This window comes from Rhizorhabdus argentea (assembly GCF_037861105.1).
Lineage (GTDB): Bacteria > Pseudomonadota > Alphaproteobacteria > Sphingomonadales > Sphingomonadaceae > Rhizorhabdus > Rhizorhabdus argentea.
In genome coordinates, this window is record NZ_JBANFK010000016.1 from 36169 (window position 1) to 50869 (window position 14701).

At 64.3% G+C, this 14701-nt stretch carries 20 protein-coding genes; 8 read left to right on the forward strand and 12 right to left on the reverse strand.

Annotated features, from left to right (window positions below; genetic code table 11):
* Window positions 1–35 precede the first annotated feature (35 nt).
* Window positions 36–701: a lipoyl(octanoyl) transferase LipB gene (gene lipB / locus AAC645_RS14425; RefSeq protein WP_340316985.1), complete on the reverse strand. Its 666-nt coding sequence runs from the start codon at window positions 699–701 to the stop codon at window positions 36–38.
* A gap of 107 nt (window positions 702–808) precedes the next feature.
* Between lipB and AAC645_RS14430 the strand changes: the two genes are divergently transcribed.
* Complete coding sequence (locus AAC645_RS14430) at window positions 809–1606, forward strand: hypothetical protein (RefSeq protein ID WP_340316987.1); 798 nt, start codon at window positions 809–811, stop codon at window positions 1604–1606.
* Here AAC645_RS14430 and AAC645_RS14435 read toward each other — a convergent pair.
* The 3 genes from AAC645_RS14435 to AAC645_RS14445 are packed head-to-tail and all read right to left on the reverse strand — an operon-like array spanning window position 1582 to window position 3537.
* Window positions 1582–2187 (reverse strand): GNAT family N-acetyltransferase, encoded by a 606-nt coding sequence (locus AAC645_RS14435; RefSeq protein WP_340316989.1) that lies wholly within the window; start codon window positions 2185–2187, stop codon window positions 1582–1584. The genes AAC645_RS14430 and AAC645_RS14435 overlap by 25 nt on opposite strands.
* A gap of 43 nt (window positions 2188–2230) precedes the next feature.
* A complete protein-coding gene (hemF, locus tag AAC645_RS14440; RefSeq protein ID WP_340316990.1) occupies window positions 2231–3091 on the reverse strand; it encodes an oxygen-dependent coproporphyrinogen oxidase in 861 nt (286 codons plus the stop codon).
* A complete protein-coding gene (locus tag AAC645_RS14445) occupies window positions 3088–3537 on the reverse strand; it encodes a tRNA (cytidine(34)-2'-O)-methyltransferase (protein ID WP_340316992.1) in 450 nt (149 codons plus the stop codon). Before AAC645_RS14445 ends, hemF begins: the two co-directional genes overlap by 4 nt.
* A gap of 194 nt (window positions 3538–3731) precedes the next feature.
* Here AAC645_RS14445 and petA point away from each other — a divergent pair, with 194 nt between their 5' ends.
* From petA to mtnP, 4 genes are all read left to right on the forward strand, one after another.
* Window positions 3732–4298 carry a ubiquinol-cytochrome c reductase iron-sulfur subunit gene (gene petA, locus AAC645_RS14450; RefSeq protein WP_340316993.1) on the forward strand — a complete coding sequence of 189 codons (567 nt, stop codon included), beginning with the start codon at window positions 3732–3734 and terminating at the stop codon, window positions 4296–4298.
* A gap of 11 nt (window positions 4299–4309) precedes the next feature.
* Entirely contained in the window at window positions 4310–5596 is a 1287-nt protein-coding gene (locus AAC645_RS14455) for a cytochrome b (protein ID WP_340316995.1), read from the forward strand.
* Window positions 5597–5612: 16 nt separating this feature from the next.
* Window positions 5613–6455, forward strand: coding sequence for a cytochrome c1 (locus AAC645_RS14460; RefSeq protein ID WP_340316996.1), 843 nt, complete (start codon window positions 5613–5615; stop codon window positions 6453–6455).
* 88 nt (window positions 6456–6543) lie between these two features.
* Window positions 6544–7407, forward strand: coding sequence for an S-methyl-5'-thioadenosine phosphorylase (gene mtnP / locus AAC645_RS14465; RefSeq protein WP_340316998.1), 864 nt, complete (start codon window positions 6544–6546; stop codon window positions 7405–7407).
* 60 nt (window positions 7408–7467) lie between these two features.
* Here the strand turns inward: mtnP and AAC645_RS14470 are convergent, their stop codons facing one another.
* The 6 genes from AAC645_RS14470 to AAC645_RS14495 all read right to left on the reverse strand — a co-directional run bounded on the left by AAC645_RS14470 (window position 7468) and on the right by AAC645_RS14495 (window position 11890).
* Entirely contained in the window at window positions 7468–7923 is a 456-nt protein-coding gene (locus AAC645_RS14470) for a MaoC family dehydratase (RefSeq protein ID WP_340316999.1), read from the reverse strand.
* On the reverse strand, window positions 7923–9023 hold the full coding sequence (gene ychF, locus AAC645_RS14475; RefSeq protein WP_340317000.1) for a redox-regulated ATPase YchF: 1101 nt from the start codon (window positions 9021–9023) through the stop codon (window positions 7923–7925). The genes AAC645_RS14470 and ychF overlap by 1 nt, the downstream gene beginning before the upstream one ends.
* 134 nt (window positions 9024–9157) lie before the next feature.
* Window positions 9158–9772 carry a hypothetical protein gene (locus tag AAC645_RS14480; protein ID WP_340317001.1) on the reverse strand — a complete coding sequence of 205 codons (615 nt, stop codon included), beginning with the start codon at window positions 9770–9772 and terminating at the stop codon, window positions 9158–9160.
* Window positions 9773–9882: 110 nt separating this feature from the next.
* Window positions 9883–10524 (reverse strand): glutathione S-transferase family protein, encoded by a 642-nt coding sequence (locus AAC645_RS14485; RefSeq protein WP_422785839.1) that lies wholly within the window; start codon window positions 10522–10524, stop codon window positions 9883–9885.
* A gap of 57 nt (window positions 10525–10581) precedes the next feature.
* Window positions 10582–11154: an aminoacyl-tRNA hydrolase gene (gene pth, locus AAC645_RS14490; RefSeq protein WP_340317002.1), complete on the reverse strand. Its 573-nt coding sequence runs from the start codon at window positions 11152–11154 to the stop codon at window positions 10582–10584.
* Window positions 11155–11263: 109 nt separating this feature from the next.
* On the reverse strand, window positions 11264–11890 hold the full coding sequence (locus tag AAC645_RS14495; protein ID WP_340317003.1) for a 50S ribosomal protein L25/general stress protein Ctc: 627 nt from the start codon (window positions 11888–11890) through the stop codon (window positions 11264–11266).
* Between the two features lie 157 nt (window positions 11891–12047).
* Here AAC645_RS14495 and AAC645_RS14500 point away from each other — a divergent pair, with 157 nt between their 5' ends.
* A complete protein-coding gene (locus tag AAC645_RS14500; RefSeq protein ID WP_340317005.1) occupies window positions 12048–12701 on the forward strand; it encodes an RluA family pseudouridine synthase in 654 nt (217 codons plus the stop codon).
* Window positions 12702–12707: 6 nt separating this feature from the next.
* Complete coding sequence (gene arfB, locus AAC645_RS14505) at window positions 12708–13133, forward strand: alternative ribosome rescue aminoacyl-tRNA hydrolase ArfB (protein ID WP_340317007.1); 426 nt, start codon at window positions 12708–12710, stop codon at window positions 13131–13133.
* 6 nt (window positions 13134–13139) lie between these two features.
* On the opposite strand, the gene AAC645_RS14510 is transcribed toward arfB, so the two are convergent.
* Window positions 13140–13616 carry an HXXEE domain-containing protein gene (locus AAC645_RS14510; RefSeq protein WP_340317008.1) on the reverse strand — a complete coding sequence of 159 codons (477 nt, stop codon included), beginning with the start codon at window positions 13614–13616 and terminating at the stop codon, window positions 13140–13142.
* Window positions 13617–13696: 80 nt separating this feature from the next.
* Here AAC645_RS14510 and AAC645_RS14515 point away from each other — a divergent pair, with 80 nt between their 5' ends.
* Window positions 13697–14185 (forward strand): GAF domain-containing protein, encoded by a 489-nt coding sequence (locus AAC645_RS14515; RefSeq protein WP_340317089.1) that lies wholly within the window; start codon window positions 13697–13699, stop codon window positions 14183–14185.
* A 26-nt stretch (window positions 14186–14211) separates the two neighbouring features.
* On the opposite strand, the gene AAC645_RS14520 is transcribed toward AAC645_RS14515, so the two are convergent.
* Entirely contained in the window at window positions 14212–14667 is a 456-nt protein-coding gene (locus AAC645_RS14520) for a universal stress protein (RefSeq protein ID WP_340317009.1), read from the reverse strand.
* Between the last annotated feature and the right edge of the window lie 34 nt (window positions 14668–14701).

Consider the following 14701-nt stretch of genomic DNA (forward strand, 5'->3'; position numbering starts at 1 on the left):
GATTTGCTTCAAGATACAGGGAACGACTCGGCCACTCAAGCGACGGATGCGCTGCGGCACAGCCCCGCGAGCATATCCGGGAAATGGCGCCGCAGCGCCGCATCGACCGCGCCGATGTCCGGTGAAACGCCGAGCCGGGCCATGCTGGTCACTGCGAAATCGCCCAAGCCACAGGGTATGATGCCCGAAAAGTGCGACAGATCGGGATCCACGTTGAGCGAGAAGCCATGGAAGCTGACCCACCGTCGGACGCGAACGCCGATCGCGCCGATCTTGGCCTCGTCGGCGCCCTGGCCGGTCCAGATGCCGACCCGCCCTGGCTCGCTGCGCGCCGCAATCCCGAAGTCTGCGAGAGCGGCGATCAGCCACGCCTCCATCCCCGACACGAAGCGCCGCACATCGCGGCCTCTTTTCTCGAGATCCAGCAGCACATAGCCGACCCGCTGCCCGGGGCCATGATAGGTATAGCGGCCGCCCCGCCCCGCCTTGAACACCGGAAACCGGTCTGGAACGAGCAGTTCGTCGGTCGCGGCGCTGGTGCCGGCGGTGTAGAGTGGCGGATGCTCGATCAGCCAGATCAGCTCACGCGCTTCGCCGGCACGAATTGCCGCGGCCCGCGCCTCCATCTCGGCGAGCGTTTCGGCATAGGGGGAGAGGCCGGGGGATACCCGCCACTCGATCGCATCGTGATCGATCGTCATGCTATCCGCTTAATGCCTATTTTCTCGCACGATCAAGAGCGAGGCGATTGCGCAGAACGGGCCCGGCAGGATAGGCGAGGATGTTCTGTCTGGGGATTTGCAATCGAATGACCGCTTTCTCGCTCGGGACCGTCTGGGAAGAGACGATAGCCTTTTTGCGCCGGGAGAGCGCACTGCTGATCCCGGTGGGCCTGGCGATCTTCGGACCGATGCAGATTTTGCTGGCCCTAGCCATCGCCAGCGCCCCGGCGATGCGCACCACCGCCGGCGCCGGGAGCGCGAACGCCCAGATGCTGCTCGTCCTGCCGGCGATGATTCTGGCGATCTATGGGTATCTGGCGGTGTCGTTGATCGTGCTGGTGCCGGGCATCAGCGTCGGAGAGGCGCTGCTGGGTGCGCTCAAGCGGGCGCCGGCGGCGCTGCTGGCGGGTCTCGTCGTCATGTCGATCTGGATCGTCATCGCCATCGGTGTCGTAACTGCGGGCACGCTCGGCGCCATCTCGTTCGGCTCGAACCCTGCGTCCCCGGCGATGTCCACTATGTTCTCCTTGCTGATCATCATTCCAATGCTGGTGATCATGGTGCGGATGCTGGTCGCAGCGCCGGTGCTGGCCATGGAGCAGCTTGGCACCGCGGAGGCGCTCCGCCGCATCTGGTCGCTTGGCCGCGACAATGCGCTGCGCTTCGCGGGCTTCTGGGTGCTGTTCATCTTCCTGCAGATCATGGTGGCGGTGGTCGACCTGCTCGTGATCGGCTCATTAGTCCAGCTGCTCAAGCTGGCGGTCAGCGACGGAGAATTGCTGATGGTCGTCCGGACGCTGATCAGTGCCGGCTTGCAGGCGATGCTGTCGCTGGTGATGGCGGTATATATCGCGCTGATCTACCGCCGGATCGCAATGTCCTGATCGAGCAACGGGATGTGCGGGGATGCCTCGCGCGGTAGAACGCCTGCCAGTCGCGGGTCCGCGAAGGTCTCGACCGCGCGCTCGAACGCGATGAAGCCGTGCCGCCGGTAGAAGCCCAGCGCGCCGGGGTGATCCAGCGTACAGGTATGAACCCACATCCGGTTGATGCCGTTGCGCCAGCCCAGTGACAGCGCCTGCGCCATCAGCCAGTTGCCATGGCCCTTGCCGGTCAACTCGGTGACGAACCCGAAAAAGCCGATCTCCACCTCGCTTTGCTTTCTGAAGTCGAGTTCCAGCAGCCCGATCTCGATCCCGCGCCGATCTTCCACGGCATAGATTTCGACCGCGGGATGATGGATGATGGCGAGCAAGTCGGTTTCGGGCATGACCAGCCTGGAGAACCACATCCAGGGTTCGCCAATCCTGCGGAACAGCGCCTGGTATTTCGCAACGCCGGGCTGCTTCCAGCGCGTCAGCCGGAACGGCGCCGCCGGCAGCATCCGCGCCTTAGGCCGCTCGCGCATCTCCAGAGATGTAACGATCGTCGCGATCATGTGCGGAGGGACCGGCGTTAGCGGCATTGCGTTTATTCCTGCTCCCTTGGGAGATAGGGAGACCGGACTGCTACTCCCATGTCGCCACAGGCGGCAGGCTCATCAGAATCGCGTCGATATTGCCGCCGGTTTTCAGGCCGAAGGACGTTCCCCTGTCATAGACGAGGTTGAACTCGGCATATCGACCCCGGAAGGCGAGCATGCGGCGGCGGTCGTCTTCGGTTGCAGTCATCGCCATGCGGGCGCGCACGATCTTCGGAAAGATATCTAGAAAGGCTTCGCCGACATCGCGCGTGAAGGCGAAATTGGCATCGAATTCGGCTGGTGCCTCGCAGTCGAGATGATCGTAGAAAATGCCACCTACGCCGCGATGGACCTGGCGGTGCGGAATCCAGAAATAGTCGTCGGCCCACTTGCTGAAGCGCTCGTAATAGTCGGCTCCGTGCGCATCGCAGGCGAGCTTCAGGCGCGCGTGGAAGGCTTCGGTATCGGCGGCGTAGGGGAGTGGAGGGTTGAGGTCCGCGCCGCCGCCGAACCAGCGCTTGGTGGTAATGAGGAAGCGCGTGTTCATGTGTACCGCAGGAACATGCGGATTGGCCATATGGGCGACGAGGCTGATTCCGGTCGCGAAGAACCCCGGATTGTCGGCGCCCGCGCCATGTATGGTGCCGGCGAATTCGGGTGCGAAGGCGCCGCCGACGGTCGAGACATTGACCCCGACCTTCTCGAACACGCGGCCCTTCATCAGCCCCTGGACGCCGCCTCCGCCCTTCGCTTCGGGATCGCCGTCGCGGTTCCAGGGCGTGTAGGCGAAACGCGCATCGCCGCCGGCCTCGGCCTCGATCGCCTCGAACTCGGCGCAGATACGGTCGCGCAGCGACTCGAACCAGGCCCGTGCCGCCGCTTGATCCGCATCGAGTTGCAATGTCATTCGGGCCATCCTTCGGTTTGTCGCAGCGCTTCGGCGAGCGCGATGCCAGCCGAGACCGCGACATTCAAGGACCGGAACCCAGGGCGCATCGGAATGCGCACACGCAGACCTGCCCGGTCGTGGACGCTGGGCGGCACGCCCGCGCCTTCGGATCCGAGCAGCAATATATCGTCGGGAGCAAAGCGTGCACTGACGAGCGTCTGGTCGCTGCGGGTCGACAGAAGCACGATGCGGCCCCGCCTGCTGGCGTCGAACGCCTCCCAATCGGCATGGCGGACAACCTCCGCGTCGGCGGCGTAATCCATACCGGACCTCTTCAGGCCCCGGTCCGAAAAGGCGAATCCGCAGGGCTCGATGATGTCAACGGCGACGCCGAGACAGGCCGCAAGGCGAAGAATTGTGCCGACGTTTCCGGCGATATCCGGCTGGTATAGGGCGATCCGCATGCTGCCGCTGATATGCGAATGTATCGCGATGCGGCAATAATCGTGAAATGGGATTGGCAAAGCCGACGAACCGGCGCTATCAGCGCGCAGCCGCCGGGGATTTTGCGGGCGGTCGCGCATGCGCAGGGGGCAATGGCAGTACGCTCTTACCTTCGTCGCACGCGCCAGCATCGTGGCAGCGCAAGGGTTCCGGAATGGCGACGCTCGAACATATAGATACACCCGGCGAAGAAGCCGGAGACGGCGTCCGTCGCCGTGATTTCATTAACATAGCGGCAGTGAGCTTCGCAGGCGTCGGCGCCGCGACGGTCTTGCTACCCCTGATCAATCAGATGAATCCTTCGGCCGACGTGCTCGCTCTGGCGTCGATCGAGGTCGATCTCTCGGCGATCAAGGAAGGCCAGGCGATCAAGACGATCTTCCGCAAGCAGCCGCTGTTCGTGCGGCACCTGACCGCGGCTGAAATCTCCGCTGCCGACAAGGTGGACCCGGCTTCGCTGCGCGATCCGCAGACGCTCGAGCAGCGTACTGTCGGCGGCAAGAAGCAGTGGCTGATCACGATGGGTGTCTGCACCCATCTCGGCTGCGTCCCGCTGGGGGCCGGCGAAGGCGAGATCAAGGGCGAGTTCGGCGGCTATTTCTGCCCTTGTCATGGCTCGACCTACGACACCGCAGCGCGCATCCGCAAAGGCCCGGCGCCGAAGAATCTCGAAGTGCCGAAATACGCCTTCAAATCCGACACCGTCGTGGCAGTGGGCTGAGGTAGAACGACATGAGCTTCCCCTGGGCAAATCATTACGCGCCTAAGCATCCGCTGACGCAATGGCTCGACGAGCGGCTTCCGCTGCCGCGTCTTGTCTATAACGCGATCGGCGCTGGCTATCCGGTGCCGCGCAACCTCAATTATTTCTGGAACTTCGGCGTGCTTTCGGGCGCGGCGCTGGGCATCCAGATCATCACGGGCATCATCCTGGCGATGCATTATGCCGCCAACGGCGCGGTGGCGTTCGACTCGGTCGAGCACATCATGCGCGACGTGAACTCGGGCTGGATGCTGCGCTACGCGCACGCCACCGGCGCGAGCTTCTTCTTCATCGTGGTCTATCTCCATATCTTCCGCGGCCTCTATTACGGATCGTACAAGGCGCCGCGCGAGATGGTGTGGCTGCTCGGCCTCGTGATCTACCTGCTGATGATGGCCACCGGCTTCATGGGCTATGTGCTTCCCTGGGGGCAGATGAGCTTCTGGGGCGCCAAGGTGATCACCGGCCTGTTCGGCGCGATCCCGATCGTCGGCACGCCGATCCAGACCTGGCTGCTGGGCGGCTTCGCGCCGGACAACGCCGCGCTGAACCGCTTCTTCTCGCTGCACTATCTGCTGCCGTTCGTGATCGCGGGTGTCATCATCCTGCACATCTGGGCGCTGCATATCCCCGGATCGAGCAATCCGACCGGCATCGAGGTGAAGGGTCCGCAGGACACGGTTCCGTTCCACCCCTATTACACCGCCAAGGATGGTTTCGGACTGGGCGTGTTCCTGATCCTCTACTGCCTGGTGTTGTTCTACGCGCCGAACGCGCTCGGCCACCCGGATAACTATATCCCGGCCAATCCGCTCTCGACGCCGGCGCACATCGTGCCCGAATGGTATTATTGGCCCTTCTACGCGATCCTTCGCGCCTTCACCTTCAACATCTTCGGCATTCCGGCCAAGCTGCTCGGTGTGGTTGCGATGTTCTCGGCGATCCTGCTGCTGTTCTTCCTGCCGTGGCTTGACAAGTCGCCGGTGCGCTCGGGCAATTATCGCCCGGCTTTCAAGAAGTTCTTCTGGCTGCTGTGCGCCGACGTGATCGTACTGGGCTATTGCGGCGGATCGCCCGCGGAAGAGCCCTATGTGATGATCTCGCAGCTCGCCGCCGCCTATTATTTCGCGCACTTCCTCATCATCCTGCCGATCGTGTCGCGAATGGAGCGTCCGCTGCCGCTGCCCAACTCGATCACCGAGGCGGTGCTGGAAGGGAAGGGCGGCGCAACGCTCTCGACGAGCACGCAGGCCTAAAGGGGATATAGAGACCATGGTTCGTCCCATCGCATTCCTCGTAGGCCTCGGCTTTGCCGGTATCCTGCTCTACTCGCTGATCATGGGCGCCGTTGCCTATGTCAGCGAGCCGCCGCAGCCGACCGCCGAGCACGAGTTCCATCTTCACCCGAAGGAAGTATCGTTCGCCTCCGACGGGCCGTTCGGCAAGTTCGACCGACAGCAGCTGCAGCGCGGCTTCCAGGTTTACAAGGAAGTCTGCTCGGCCTGCCATTCGCTCCACCAGGTCGCCTTCCGTGACCTGACGGATCTCGGGTTCACCGATCCCGAGGTGAAGGCGATCGCCAAGGGCTGGGCGACCGAGGTTCCCTCGATCAACCCCGAAACCGGCGAGCCGGCGACCCGCAAGGGCACGCCTGCCGACAAGATCCCGACGCCTTACGCGAACGAGGTCGCTGCACGCGCGGCGAACAACAACGCACTGCCGCCGGATCTGTCGCTGATGACGAAGGCGCGTCACGATGGCCCGGCTTATGTCTATTCGCTGCTGACCGGTTTCCAGCCGCAGCCGGCGGAATTGATCAAGAAGTTCCCGGACTCGAAGACGCCGCCGTCGCTTCACTACAACCCTTATTTCGCAAACCTCAACATCGCGATGCCGCCACCACTCGTGGCTGACGGACAGGTGACATATGCCGACGGCACCAAGGCGACCGTTGACCAGATGGCGAAGGACGTCGCGGCATTCCTGACCTGGAGCGCCGAACCGAAGCTCGAAGCGCGTCATCGGACTGGTCTGGCCGTGATCATCTTCCTGCTGATCGCGACGACGCTGGCCTATCTGTCCTACCGGAACATCTGGGCGGGCATTAAGCACTGAGCTTGTACGGCTCGATGAAAAAGGGCCGTCCGGCGAAGCCGGGCGGCCCTTTTTCATTTCCCGCATCATCGCAGGAGAATAGCCAGCAATGACCACTAACCGGCTCGGACTTATCGGCGGTAGCGGGCTCTATCGGATGCCGGCGCTCGCCGATGGCGAATGGATCGATGTAGATACGGCCTGGGGGAAACCGTCCGACGCGCTCCTCATCGGGACCATCGGCGACCGCGAGATCGCTTTCCTGCCGCGCCATGGGCGAGGGCACCGGATGGCGCCGAGCGAGGTCAACTATCGCGCGAACATTGCGGCGCTGAAGGCGGCTGGCTGCACCGAGATTTTGGCGGTGTCAGCGGTCGGCGGGTTCAAGGAAGATGTTCCGCCCGGCACCTTCGTGCTGGTAGACCAATATATCGATCGCACTGTGCGCGGCGGGCGCAGCTTCTTCGGGGACGGTATCGTCGCGCATGTCGGGTTCGGCCGGCCGACCTGCGCCAGGCTCGGCAATGCCGTTGCCGCGGCGCTGCTCACCGAAGGAAACGCGCATCGGATCGGCGGCACGATGCTCGTGATCGAGGGCCCGCAATTCTCCACCCGCGCCGAATCGCTGCTCCACAAGAGCTGGGGCTGTGACGTGGTCGGCATGACCGGCCTGCCGGAAGCCCGGCTCGCCCGCGAGGCCGAGCTCTGTTATGCGAGTGTAGCGATGGTGACGGATCGTGACGCCTGGTCGGACGATCATGTCGATATGGCTGCGGTGATCTCGATCATGAACGCGAATGTCGCGCGAGCCCAGGCGTTGGTCATGGCGGTGGCGGGCGGCACCCATGGTGGCGCGGCCTGCCGGGAGGGCTGCGACCACGCACTTGACGGCGCCATCATAACAGCACGCGATGCCTGGCCGATAGCGACGCGGCGGCGGTTGGCGACGCTGGCGCCGAGGCTGTTCAGCTGATCGGGGGCGCGGCAGGCACTTGGTCGAACCCTATGTCCTTCAGCGGCTCCGCTGCGGAGCTTAGACGGGGGCCGGGCGCCGCTTCTGGATATTGGTGACCTTCATTGTCATCACGATCTCGTCATGCTGATTGAAGATCGTCAGGCGGAAGTTCACGAAACCCATTTCGGGCTTGGAGCGCGGTGCGCTCTTCGACAATATCTCGGCCGCGACGCTGAGGGTGTCGCCGGGATAGACCGGCTTTACCCAGCGCAATTCGTCGACGCCGGTGCCGCCCAACGAGAAGTAGCCTTCCTGTGTCCAATGATCGGTCAGCATCCGCATGACCATCGCGCAGCTATGCCAGCCGCTCGCCGCTAGCCGACCGAAGATCGGGCTGGCCGCAGCGGCGGCATCGTCGAGGTGGAAGGGCTGGGGGTCATATTTGGAAGCGAATTCGATCACTTCCTCCCGCGTGACCGGATAGGCGCCGAAGCGCTCGATCCGACCCGCCTCATAGTCCTCGAAATAACGCATCAGACATTGAACCGGAACAGCATGATGTCACCGTCATGTACGATATACTCCTTGCCTTCGGAGCGTAGCTTGCCGGCTTCGCGCGCCGCCGTCTCACCGCCCAGCGCGACATAATCCTTGAAGGCCATCGTCTCGGCGCGGATGAACCCGCGCTCGAAATCGCTGTGGATCACACCGGCGGCGTTCGGCGCCTTGGCGCCCTTCTCGACGGTCCAGGCGCGAGCCTCCTTGGGGCCGACGGTGAAGAAGGTGATCAGGTCGAGCAGCTCGTAACCCGCACGAATGACGCGGGTGAGGCCGGTTTCCGACAGGCCGAGATCCGACAGGAACTCGGCGCGGTCGGCAGGATCGAGCGTAACGATCTCGGCCTCGATCGCAGCGGAAACGATGACTGCCTTGGCGCCCTCGGCCTTCGCCTTTTCGAAGACGCGGGCCGACAGCGCGTTGCCTTCGGCAGCCGATCCTTCGTCGACGTTGCAGACGTAGAGCACGGGCTTGGCAGTCAGCAGCTGCGCCTGCGAGAAAATCCGCGCCTCGTCGTCGTCCTTCGGCTGGGTCAGACGGGCGGGTTTGCCCTCGCGCAGCAGTTCGAGCGCCTGGCCGAGCACCGAGGCGGCGGCCTTCGATTCCTTGTCGCCCTGCGCCGCTTTCTTGACGAAGGCGGGCACCCGCTTTTCGAGGCTCTCGAGGTCCGACAGCATCAGCTCGGTCTCCACCGTCTCGGCATCGGCGATCGGATCGACCTTGCCCTCGACATGGGTGACGTCGCCATCCTCGAAGCAGCGCAGCACATGGACGATCGCGTCGACCTCGCGGATATTGGCGAGGAACTGGTTGCCGAGCCCTTCGCCCTTCGACGCGCCCCGCACGAGACCGGCGATGTCGACGAACGCAAGCTGGGTCTCGACGATCTTGGCCGAGCCGCCGATCTTCGCAATCTCGTACAGACGCGGATCAGGCACCGCGACCTGGCCGATGTTCGGTTCGATCGTACAGAAGGGATAGTTGGCCGCCTGCGCCGCTGCCGTCTCCGTCAGCGCATTGAAGAGGGTGGACTTGCCGACATTCGGCAGCCCGACGATTCCACAGCGAAAACCCATATTGTCTCAAGCCTTTTTCGAATGCGCGCGCGATAGCCCGTGGCGACGATAAAGGCCAGTGGAAGCGACCTGATCAGAAACGGGGCCCCGAAGCGTGCTTCGAGGCCCTCGTGTTTGTGCTGCCGAAGAGCCGGTCAGGTTCTGGACGGCGTGAACTGCGGCAGGGGCTTGGTCGCACTGACGGGGGTTATCTTCGGCGCCGGCCTGTGCGCCGGAGCCGCGCTGGTCGGCGTGATCGCCGGCACGGCGTTGGCCGCGCCGCAGGAACCCGCGCTGGTGCGGATCAGCTTCGGCTGATTGCTCGAACCGTCCGAACTGTATTGGACGGTCTGGGTACAACCGTCGGCGGTGGTCGTGCTCGATACATAGCTATAGTGCATCACGCCGACCGGCTGACCCGCCGCGTTGGTCATGAGAATGCCCTTGCCGTCAGCGGCAGGCTGCTGCGCCTGCATGGCCGCCGCCTGACGCATCATCGCCTGCGCCTGCGCTTCCATGGCCGCCGAGATGCGCTCCATTTCGGCAAAAGGAGAGCCGGGGCCGAACGCTGCGGCGAACATCTGGGCGGGCGCGGGATCGTCGACGAGCATCACCTCAGGGGCGACGTCGCCCTCATAGCGAATATGTTCGACGGACCCGTCGGGCAGGGCGACCAGCATCAGCTTGCTGTTGTCGCGCGCGGCGATTGCCGCTCCGGCGAGAGCCGCCGAGGCGGCGGCGGCAATGATGGCGGTCCGAACAAAACGCATGACTTTGCCTCCATTGTTAGAATCGGGGAGCGAAAAATAAATCGTCCAAGCTGAACCGCCGATAAACGGATCTGCCGCGCCCGTTCACGTCGACGGACGGCGCGGGACTCCTACTCTTGAGGAAAAAAATGGGCGTAGGGTTGCGCCTCGGCGAGAACGCGCGCGAAAGACGGGCGGCTGGCAAGACGGCTGAAATAGCCGGACAGCGCCGGCCGATCCCCCCATGGCTCGACCTTCCATGCGTAGTGAAGCGCAGGAGCGGCCGCGCAGTCCGCCATGGAGAAGTCGCCCGCCGCCCATTCACGCTCCTCCATCCGGCGTTCGATCAGGTCGTAGGACTGACGAATCCGCGCGCGCGCCTCGGCGACGCCATATGGATCGCGGGAGTCGACGGGACGAAGCCGGTCTGCGACGACTTTCTGCATATGGTGATGGAGATGATCGTCGAACAGCCGGTCCCACAGCCGGACCTCGCGCGCGGCGGCTGGTTCCGCCGGGATCATCCCCGCGGCGGGATGCCGATGCGCGAGATACTCGATGATGATCGTCGATTCGGGAACCAATTCGCCGCTGGCCTCGTCGCGCAGGACCGGGAACTTGCCGATCGGCCACAGCGCGTAAAATGCGGCCCGCGCGCTTTCGTCGCCAAGATCGACGATGACCGGATCGAATGCTGCGCCGCATTCGTACAAGGCGATCAGCGCCTTCATGCAGAAGGACGAGAAGGGATGGTACCAGAGCGTCAGTGCCATGGTGCAGATATGCCAACAGCCAAATAGCGAATGCAATCGTTAAGCGGCTCGTCGTGATCAGTCGGCGGCGAGCTTCAGGGCGACCTCGCTCATGAAGCGCGCATCCTCTCCGGACGCAAGCCACGGCGCCTCGCGGGCGATCACGCCGAGCATGTCGGCGAGCGGATCGAGCTCGGACTTCACATAGTTGCCAAGGACATGGCCGGTTACGCGGTCCTTATGTCCCGGATGGCCGATGCCGATCCTGACGCGCCGGAAGTCATTGCCGATATGCGCCTCCGTCGACCGCAGGCCATTGTGCCCGGCAGTGCCCCCGCCGGTCTTCACCTTGACCTTGAACGGCGCCAGATCGAGCTCATCATGGAAAACGGTGACGTCGCCGGTCTCCGCCTTGAAGAAACGCATCGCCTCGCCGACCGATCGGCCGCTGTCGTTCATGAAGGTGGCGGGCTTTACCAGCAGGATGCGCTGCGTGCCGATCCGGCCCGCCGCGGCCCAGCCCTGGAACTGCTTTTTCCAGGGCTCGAAGTCGTGGAGTTCGGCGATCGTATCGACCGCCATGAAGCCCACATTGTGCCGGTGCATCGCATATTGCGCGCCCGGATTGCCGAGACCGACCCAGATTTGCATGGCGATGTCCTATCCACTCACGGCCGGCCATACCAGATGGCCGTACCGCAAAGAAAAAGCCCCGCCGGCTTGCGCGGGCGGGGCTCTGTCCGGTCGAAGACGGGGGCGATCAGCCCTCGGCGCCCTCGTCACCAGCTTCGCCGGTGTCTTCGCCACCTTCGGAGCTCTTCAGCGCCGACGGAGCGACGATCGTCGCGAGGGTGATGTCGGTGTGATCGACCGCGGTCGCGCCCTTTGGCAGGGTGATCTGCGACAGGTGGATGTTGTCGCCGACTTCGAGGCCCTTCAGCGAGATCGTGATCTCATCGGGGATCTCGGCCGCGTCGACCGACAGGCCCAGGTCATGGACGACGATGTTGAGCACGCCGCCGCGCTTGATGCCGGGCGACAGGTCTTCGTCGGTGAAGTGGACGGGGACGTTGACGGTCACCTTCGTATGCTCGCCGATCCGCAGGAAGTCGGCATGGAGCGGACGATCGGTGACGGGATGGAACTGGACGTCCTTCGGCAGGGTGCGGATCTTCTCGCCGGCCACGTCGAGCATCACGACGCTGTTGAAGAAATGCCCGGTGTGGAGCATCTTCATCAGCACCTTCTCTTCGAGGTGGATCGCAGTAGCTTCCTGCTTGTTGCCGTAGATAACGGCGGGGACGCGGCCTTCACGACGCATGGCGCGGGAGGCTCCCTTGCCTGCCCGATCGCGCGTCTCAGCCGACAGGTCGAGCACTTCGCTCATAACATGTCTCCAGTTCGCATTTGAGTTTCCAAGACCCGCCTGCCTCCAGGGATGACCAGACGGGATGGGCGCGCATAGAGGCAACCGGCGCGAAAGGCAAGCGGGTGCGCCGCTGCATTCGATTGCCGTGGCGGCCACAGACGTGCATGAGCGCGCGATGCTGGACGAACATATCCTCTTCATCGATGGCGAAGCTATCGTGATCGACAAGCCATCCGGCCTGCCGGTCGACGCGCCGCGCGACGGCAGCATCAGTATCGAGAACCATCTCCAGTCGCTGAGCTTCGGCTTCAAGCGCTGGCCGAGCGCAGTCCACCGGCTCGATCGCGATACCTCCGGGTGCCTGCTGCTGGCGCGTAATCCGAAGGCGCACAAGCGGTTTGCGCTAGCCTTCGAAGAGGGCCTGGTGGAGAAGACCTATCTTGCTATCCTCGACGGCGTGCCGGCGGCGACCGACGGCATCGTCGACCTTCCCCTGGCAAAAGTCTCGACCCGCGAGAGCGGCTGGCGGATGATTGGCGATCCGAAGGGCAAGCCTGCCAGCACCTCCTGGCGACTGGTCGCGACGTCCGGGGGCAAGGCCCTGGTGGAGTTCAAGCCGACCACTGGCCGCACACACCAGATCCGCGTGCATGCCGCCACCGGCATAGGCGTGCCGATTCTCGGCGATCCGGTTTATGGCCGGGGCGGCGGCGTAACCCTGCTCCACGCGCTCGCGATCAGCGTGCCGCGCGAGGGCAAGCCGCCGATCACTGCCCGGGCGCCTTTGCCCGAGCGCTTCGCCGCGCTGGGTTTCACCGATCCGGCCTGACCGCCAATGCCCCGCATCGCAGTGACCGACCACATCTCGATAGAGTCCGACGAGATCGAGGAGCGCTTCGTCCGGGCGAGCGGACCTGGCGGTCAAAACGTCAACAAGGTTTCAAGTGCCGTCGAGCTGCGTTTCGATGCCCGCCGCTCGCCTTCGTTGCCCGACGCGGTGTCTGCGCGGCTGCAGAAGCTCGCCGGCTCCCGGCTTACCGCGGACGGCGTGATCGTCATCCAGGCGCAGGAATATCGCGACCAGCCGCGCAACCGCGAGGCCGCGCTGGAGCGGCTCCTCGATCTCATCCGTCAGGCGACGATCGTGCCGAAGCGGCGCAAGCCGACCAAGGCAAGCTTCTCGTCGAAGGTGAAGCGGCTCGAAGGCAAGGCAAAGCGGTCCGGAGTGAAAGCCGGGCGCGGAAAACCGCCGATCGACTGACGCGGATCAGACGCCGCCGAGATGATAGATGCCGAAGGCCGTCACGGCGGCCATGAAGATGCCGCCGGTCGCGATCGCCCCGAGCAGCACGGCTGGCCGGATCAGCTTCTCGTCGAGCGCGGCGCGCCATATCGCCAGCGACAGCGGAAGGTAGATCAGGGTCGCCGTCACGATTCCAGGCGAACTGCTGTCGTACGCGACGACGCTCGTGAGATGGTAAACGAAGTTCCAGAACAGGTTGCCGGCTGCCCAGGCCAGCAGCCAGAAGATCCCCGTCGGTGATTTCGATCTCGCGGCCCAGCGGGTGAGCAGCAGCATGATGGCGATGAAGACGATGTTGCTGGCGAGGAAGGTCCGCAGCTCCATCGGCTGGCCGGTGACCTCGGTCGCCCATGCCGGATAGCCGGTGAGATATTCCTCGACGACGTGAACGGCGAACATGATCGGCAGCAGCCAGATCAGCCGAAAAAAGGACATCGTCATGGCAAGCTCCCCCGCGATCTTCGGCAAGACGATATCGCAAGCGGGTTGAAGCGCAAGCGAAGCGAGGCCAGATCGGAATGATGTACACGTTCGATATCAACCAGCATCGCGGCAAGGCCGAGCTCTATGCGGACATGGCGGCGGCGCTGGCGGCTTTAACGGCGGACGAGCCCGACGCGATCGCCAATATGGCCAATGCGGCCGCCTTGATCTGGGAATATCTTCCCGACCTGAACTGGGCGGGCTTCTATCGCGCTATCGGCGACGAGCTGGTGCTCGGCCCGTTCCAGGGCAGAACGGCGTGCATCCGCATAGCGTTCGGCCAGGGCGTGTGCGGAACCGCTGCGGCGACGCGCGAGCCCCAATGCATTGCCGACGTGCATGCCTTTCCCGGGCATATCGCCTGCGATGTGGCCTCCGCGTCCGAGCTGGTGATGCCGATCGTCCATGAGGGGCGGCTCATCGGCGTGCTCGATCTCGACAGTCCGCTGGTGGGGCGGTTCGATGCGGCGGATGTGACGGGTTGCGCGGAGTTGATGGCGGTGCTCGGCCCGCGCGCCGCGCGCTGACGGGCAGGGCGAAGCCGCGAAGCGCATCAGCTCAATCGGTCGAGCGCTTCCTCGCTGAGCGAGCCGGGTATGATCATCAGCGGGCAAGGCATCTGCCCCGCCTCGGCGCCCGCGAAATGGCCAACCAGCTTGCTTGGCGGCCCGCCGGGCGGCGCCCCGAGCACCAGGGCCGCAACATGGGGTTGCTCGGCGAGAAGCTCGCGGACCGCTGCGACCGGGTCGCCTTGGCGGACGGTGATCGACGGCATGATGCCCGTCTCTTCGATCAGTGCGCTCGCTGCCTGTGCGACCATGGCTTCGGCGCGGAGCCGCGCCTCCTCCTCCATCGCGGCTTGCACCGCCCCCCACTGGACGAACTCCTGCTGGGCAACGAGCGCCAGGATTTCGACCGCGCCGCCCGTCTTGGTCGCGCGTCGCGCGGCGAAGCGCAGGGCCACGCGCGACGCGTCGTTATCGTCGATAACAACCAGGTAAGTACGCACGCCCGCTTCGCTCCCCCATATATCGACCGAAGGT

Excerpts from the sequence above, each read along its gene's own strand:
- lipB (WP_340316985.1), bottom strand. The coding sequence starts at position 701 with ATGACGATCGATCACGATGCGATCGAGTGGCGGGTATCCCCCGGCCTC.
- AAC645_RS14430 (WP_340316987.1), top strand. The coding sequence starts at position 809 with ATGACCGCTTTCTCGCTCGGGACCGTCTGGGAAGAGACGATAGCCTTT.
- AAC645_RS14435 (WP_340316989.1), bottom strand. The coding sequence starts at position 2,187 with ATGCCGCTAACGCCGGTCCCTCCGCACATGATCGCGACGATCGTTACA.
- hemF (WP_340316990.1), bottom strand. The coding sequence starts at position 3,091 with ATGACATTGCAACTCGATGCGGATCAAGCGGCGGCACGGGCCTGGTTC.
- AAC645_RS14445 (WP_340316992.1), bottom strand. The coding sequence starts at position 3,537 with ATGCGGATCGCCCTATACCAGCCGGATATCGCCGGAAACGTCGGCACA.
- petA (WP_340316993.1), top strand. The coding sequence starts at position 3,732 with ATGGCGACGCTCGAACATATAGATACACCCGGCGAAGAAGCCGGAGAC.
- AAC645_RS14455 (WP_340316995.1), top strand. The coding sequence starts at position 4,310 with ATGAGCTTCCCCTGGGCAAATCATTACGCGCCTAAGCATCCGCTGACG.
- AAC645_RS14460 (WP_340316996.1), top strand. The coding sequence starts at position 5,613 with ATGGTTCGTCCCATCGCATTCCTCGTAGGCCTCGGCTTTGCCGGTATC.
- mtnP (WP_340316998.1), top strand. The coding sequence starts at position 6,544 with ATGACCACTAACCGGCTCGGACTTATCGGCGGTAGCGGGCTCTATCGG.
- AAC645_RS14470 (WP_340316999.1), bottom strand. The coding sequence starts at position 7,923 with ATGCGTTATTTCGAGGACTATGAGGCGGGTCGGATCGAGCGCTTCGGC.
- ychF (WP_340317000.1), bottom strand. The coding sequence starts at position 9,023 with ATGGGTTTTCGCTGTGGAATCGTCGGGCTGCCGAATGTCGGCAAGTCC.
- AAC645_RS14480 (WP_340317001.1), bottom strand. The coding sequence starts at position 9,772 with ATGCGTTTTGTTCGGACCGCCATCATTGCCGCCGCCGCCTCGGCGGCT.
- AAC645_RS14485 (WP_422785839.1), bottom strand. The coding sequence starts at position 10,524 with ATGGCACTGACGCTCTGGTACCATCCCTTCTCGTCCTTCTGCATGAAG.
- pth (WP_340317002.1), bottom strand. The coding sequence starts at position 11,154 with ATGCAAATCTGGGTCGGTCTCGGCAATCCGGGCGCGCAATATGCGATG.
- AAC645_RS14495 (WP_340317003.1), bottom strand. The coding sequence starts at position 11,890 with ATGAGCGAAGTGCTCGACCTGTCGGCTGAGACGCGCGATCGGGCAGGC.
- AAC645_RS14500 (WP_340317005.1), top strand. The coding sequence starts at position 12,048 with ATGCTGGACGAACATATCCTCTTCATCGATGGCGAAGCTATCGTGATC.
- arfB (WP_340317007.1), top strand. The coding sequence starts at position 12,708 with ATGCCCCGCATCGCAGTGACCGACCACATCTCGATAGAGTCCGACGAG.
- AAC645_RS14510 (WP_340317008.1), bottom strand. The coding sequence starts at position 13,616 with ATGACGATGTCCTTTTTTCGGCTGATCTGGCTGCTGCCGATCATGTTC.
- AAC645_RS14515 (WP_340317089.1), top strand. The coding sequence starts at position 13,697 with ATGTACACGTTCGATATCAACCAGCATCGCGGCAAGGCCGAGCTCTAT.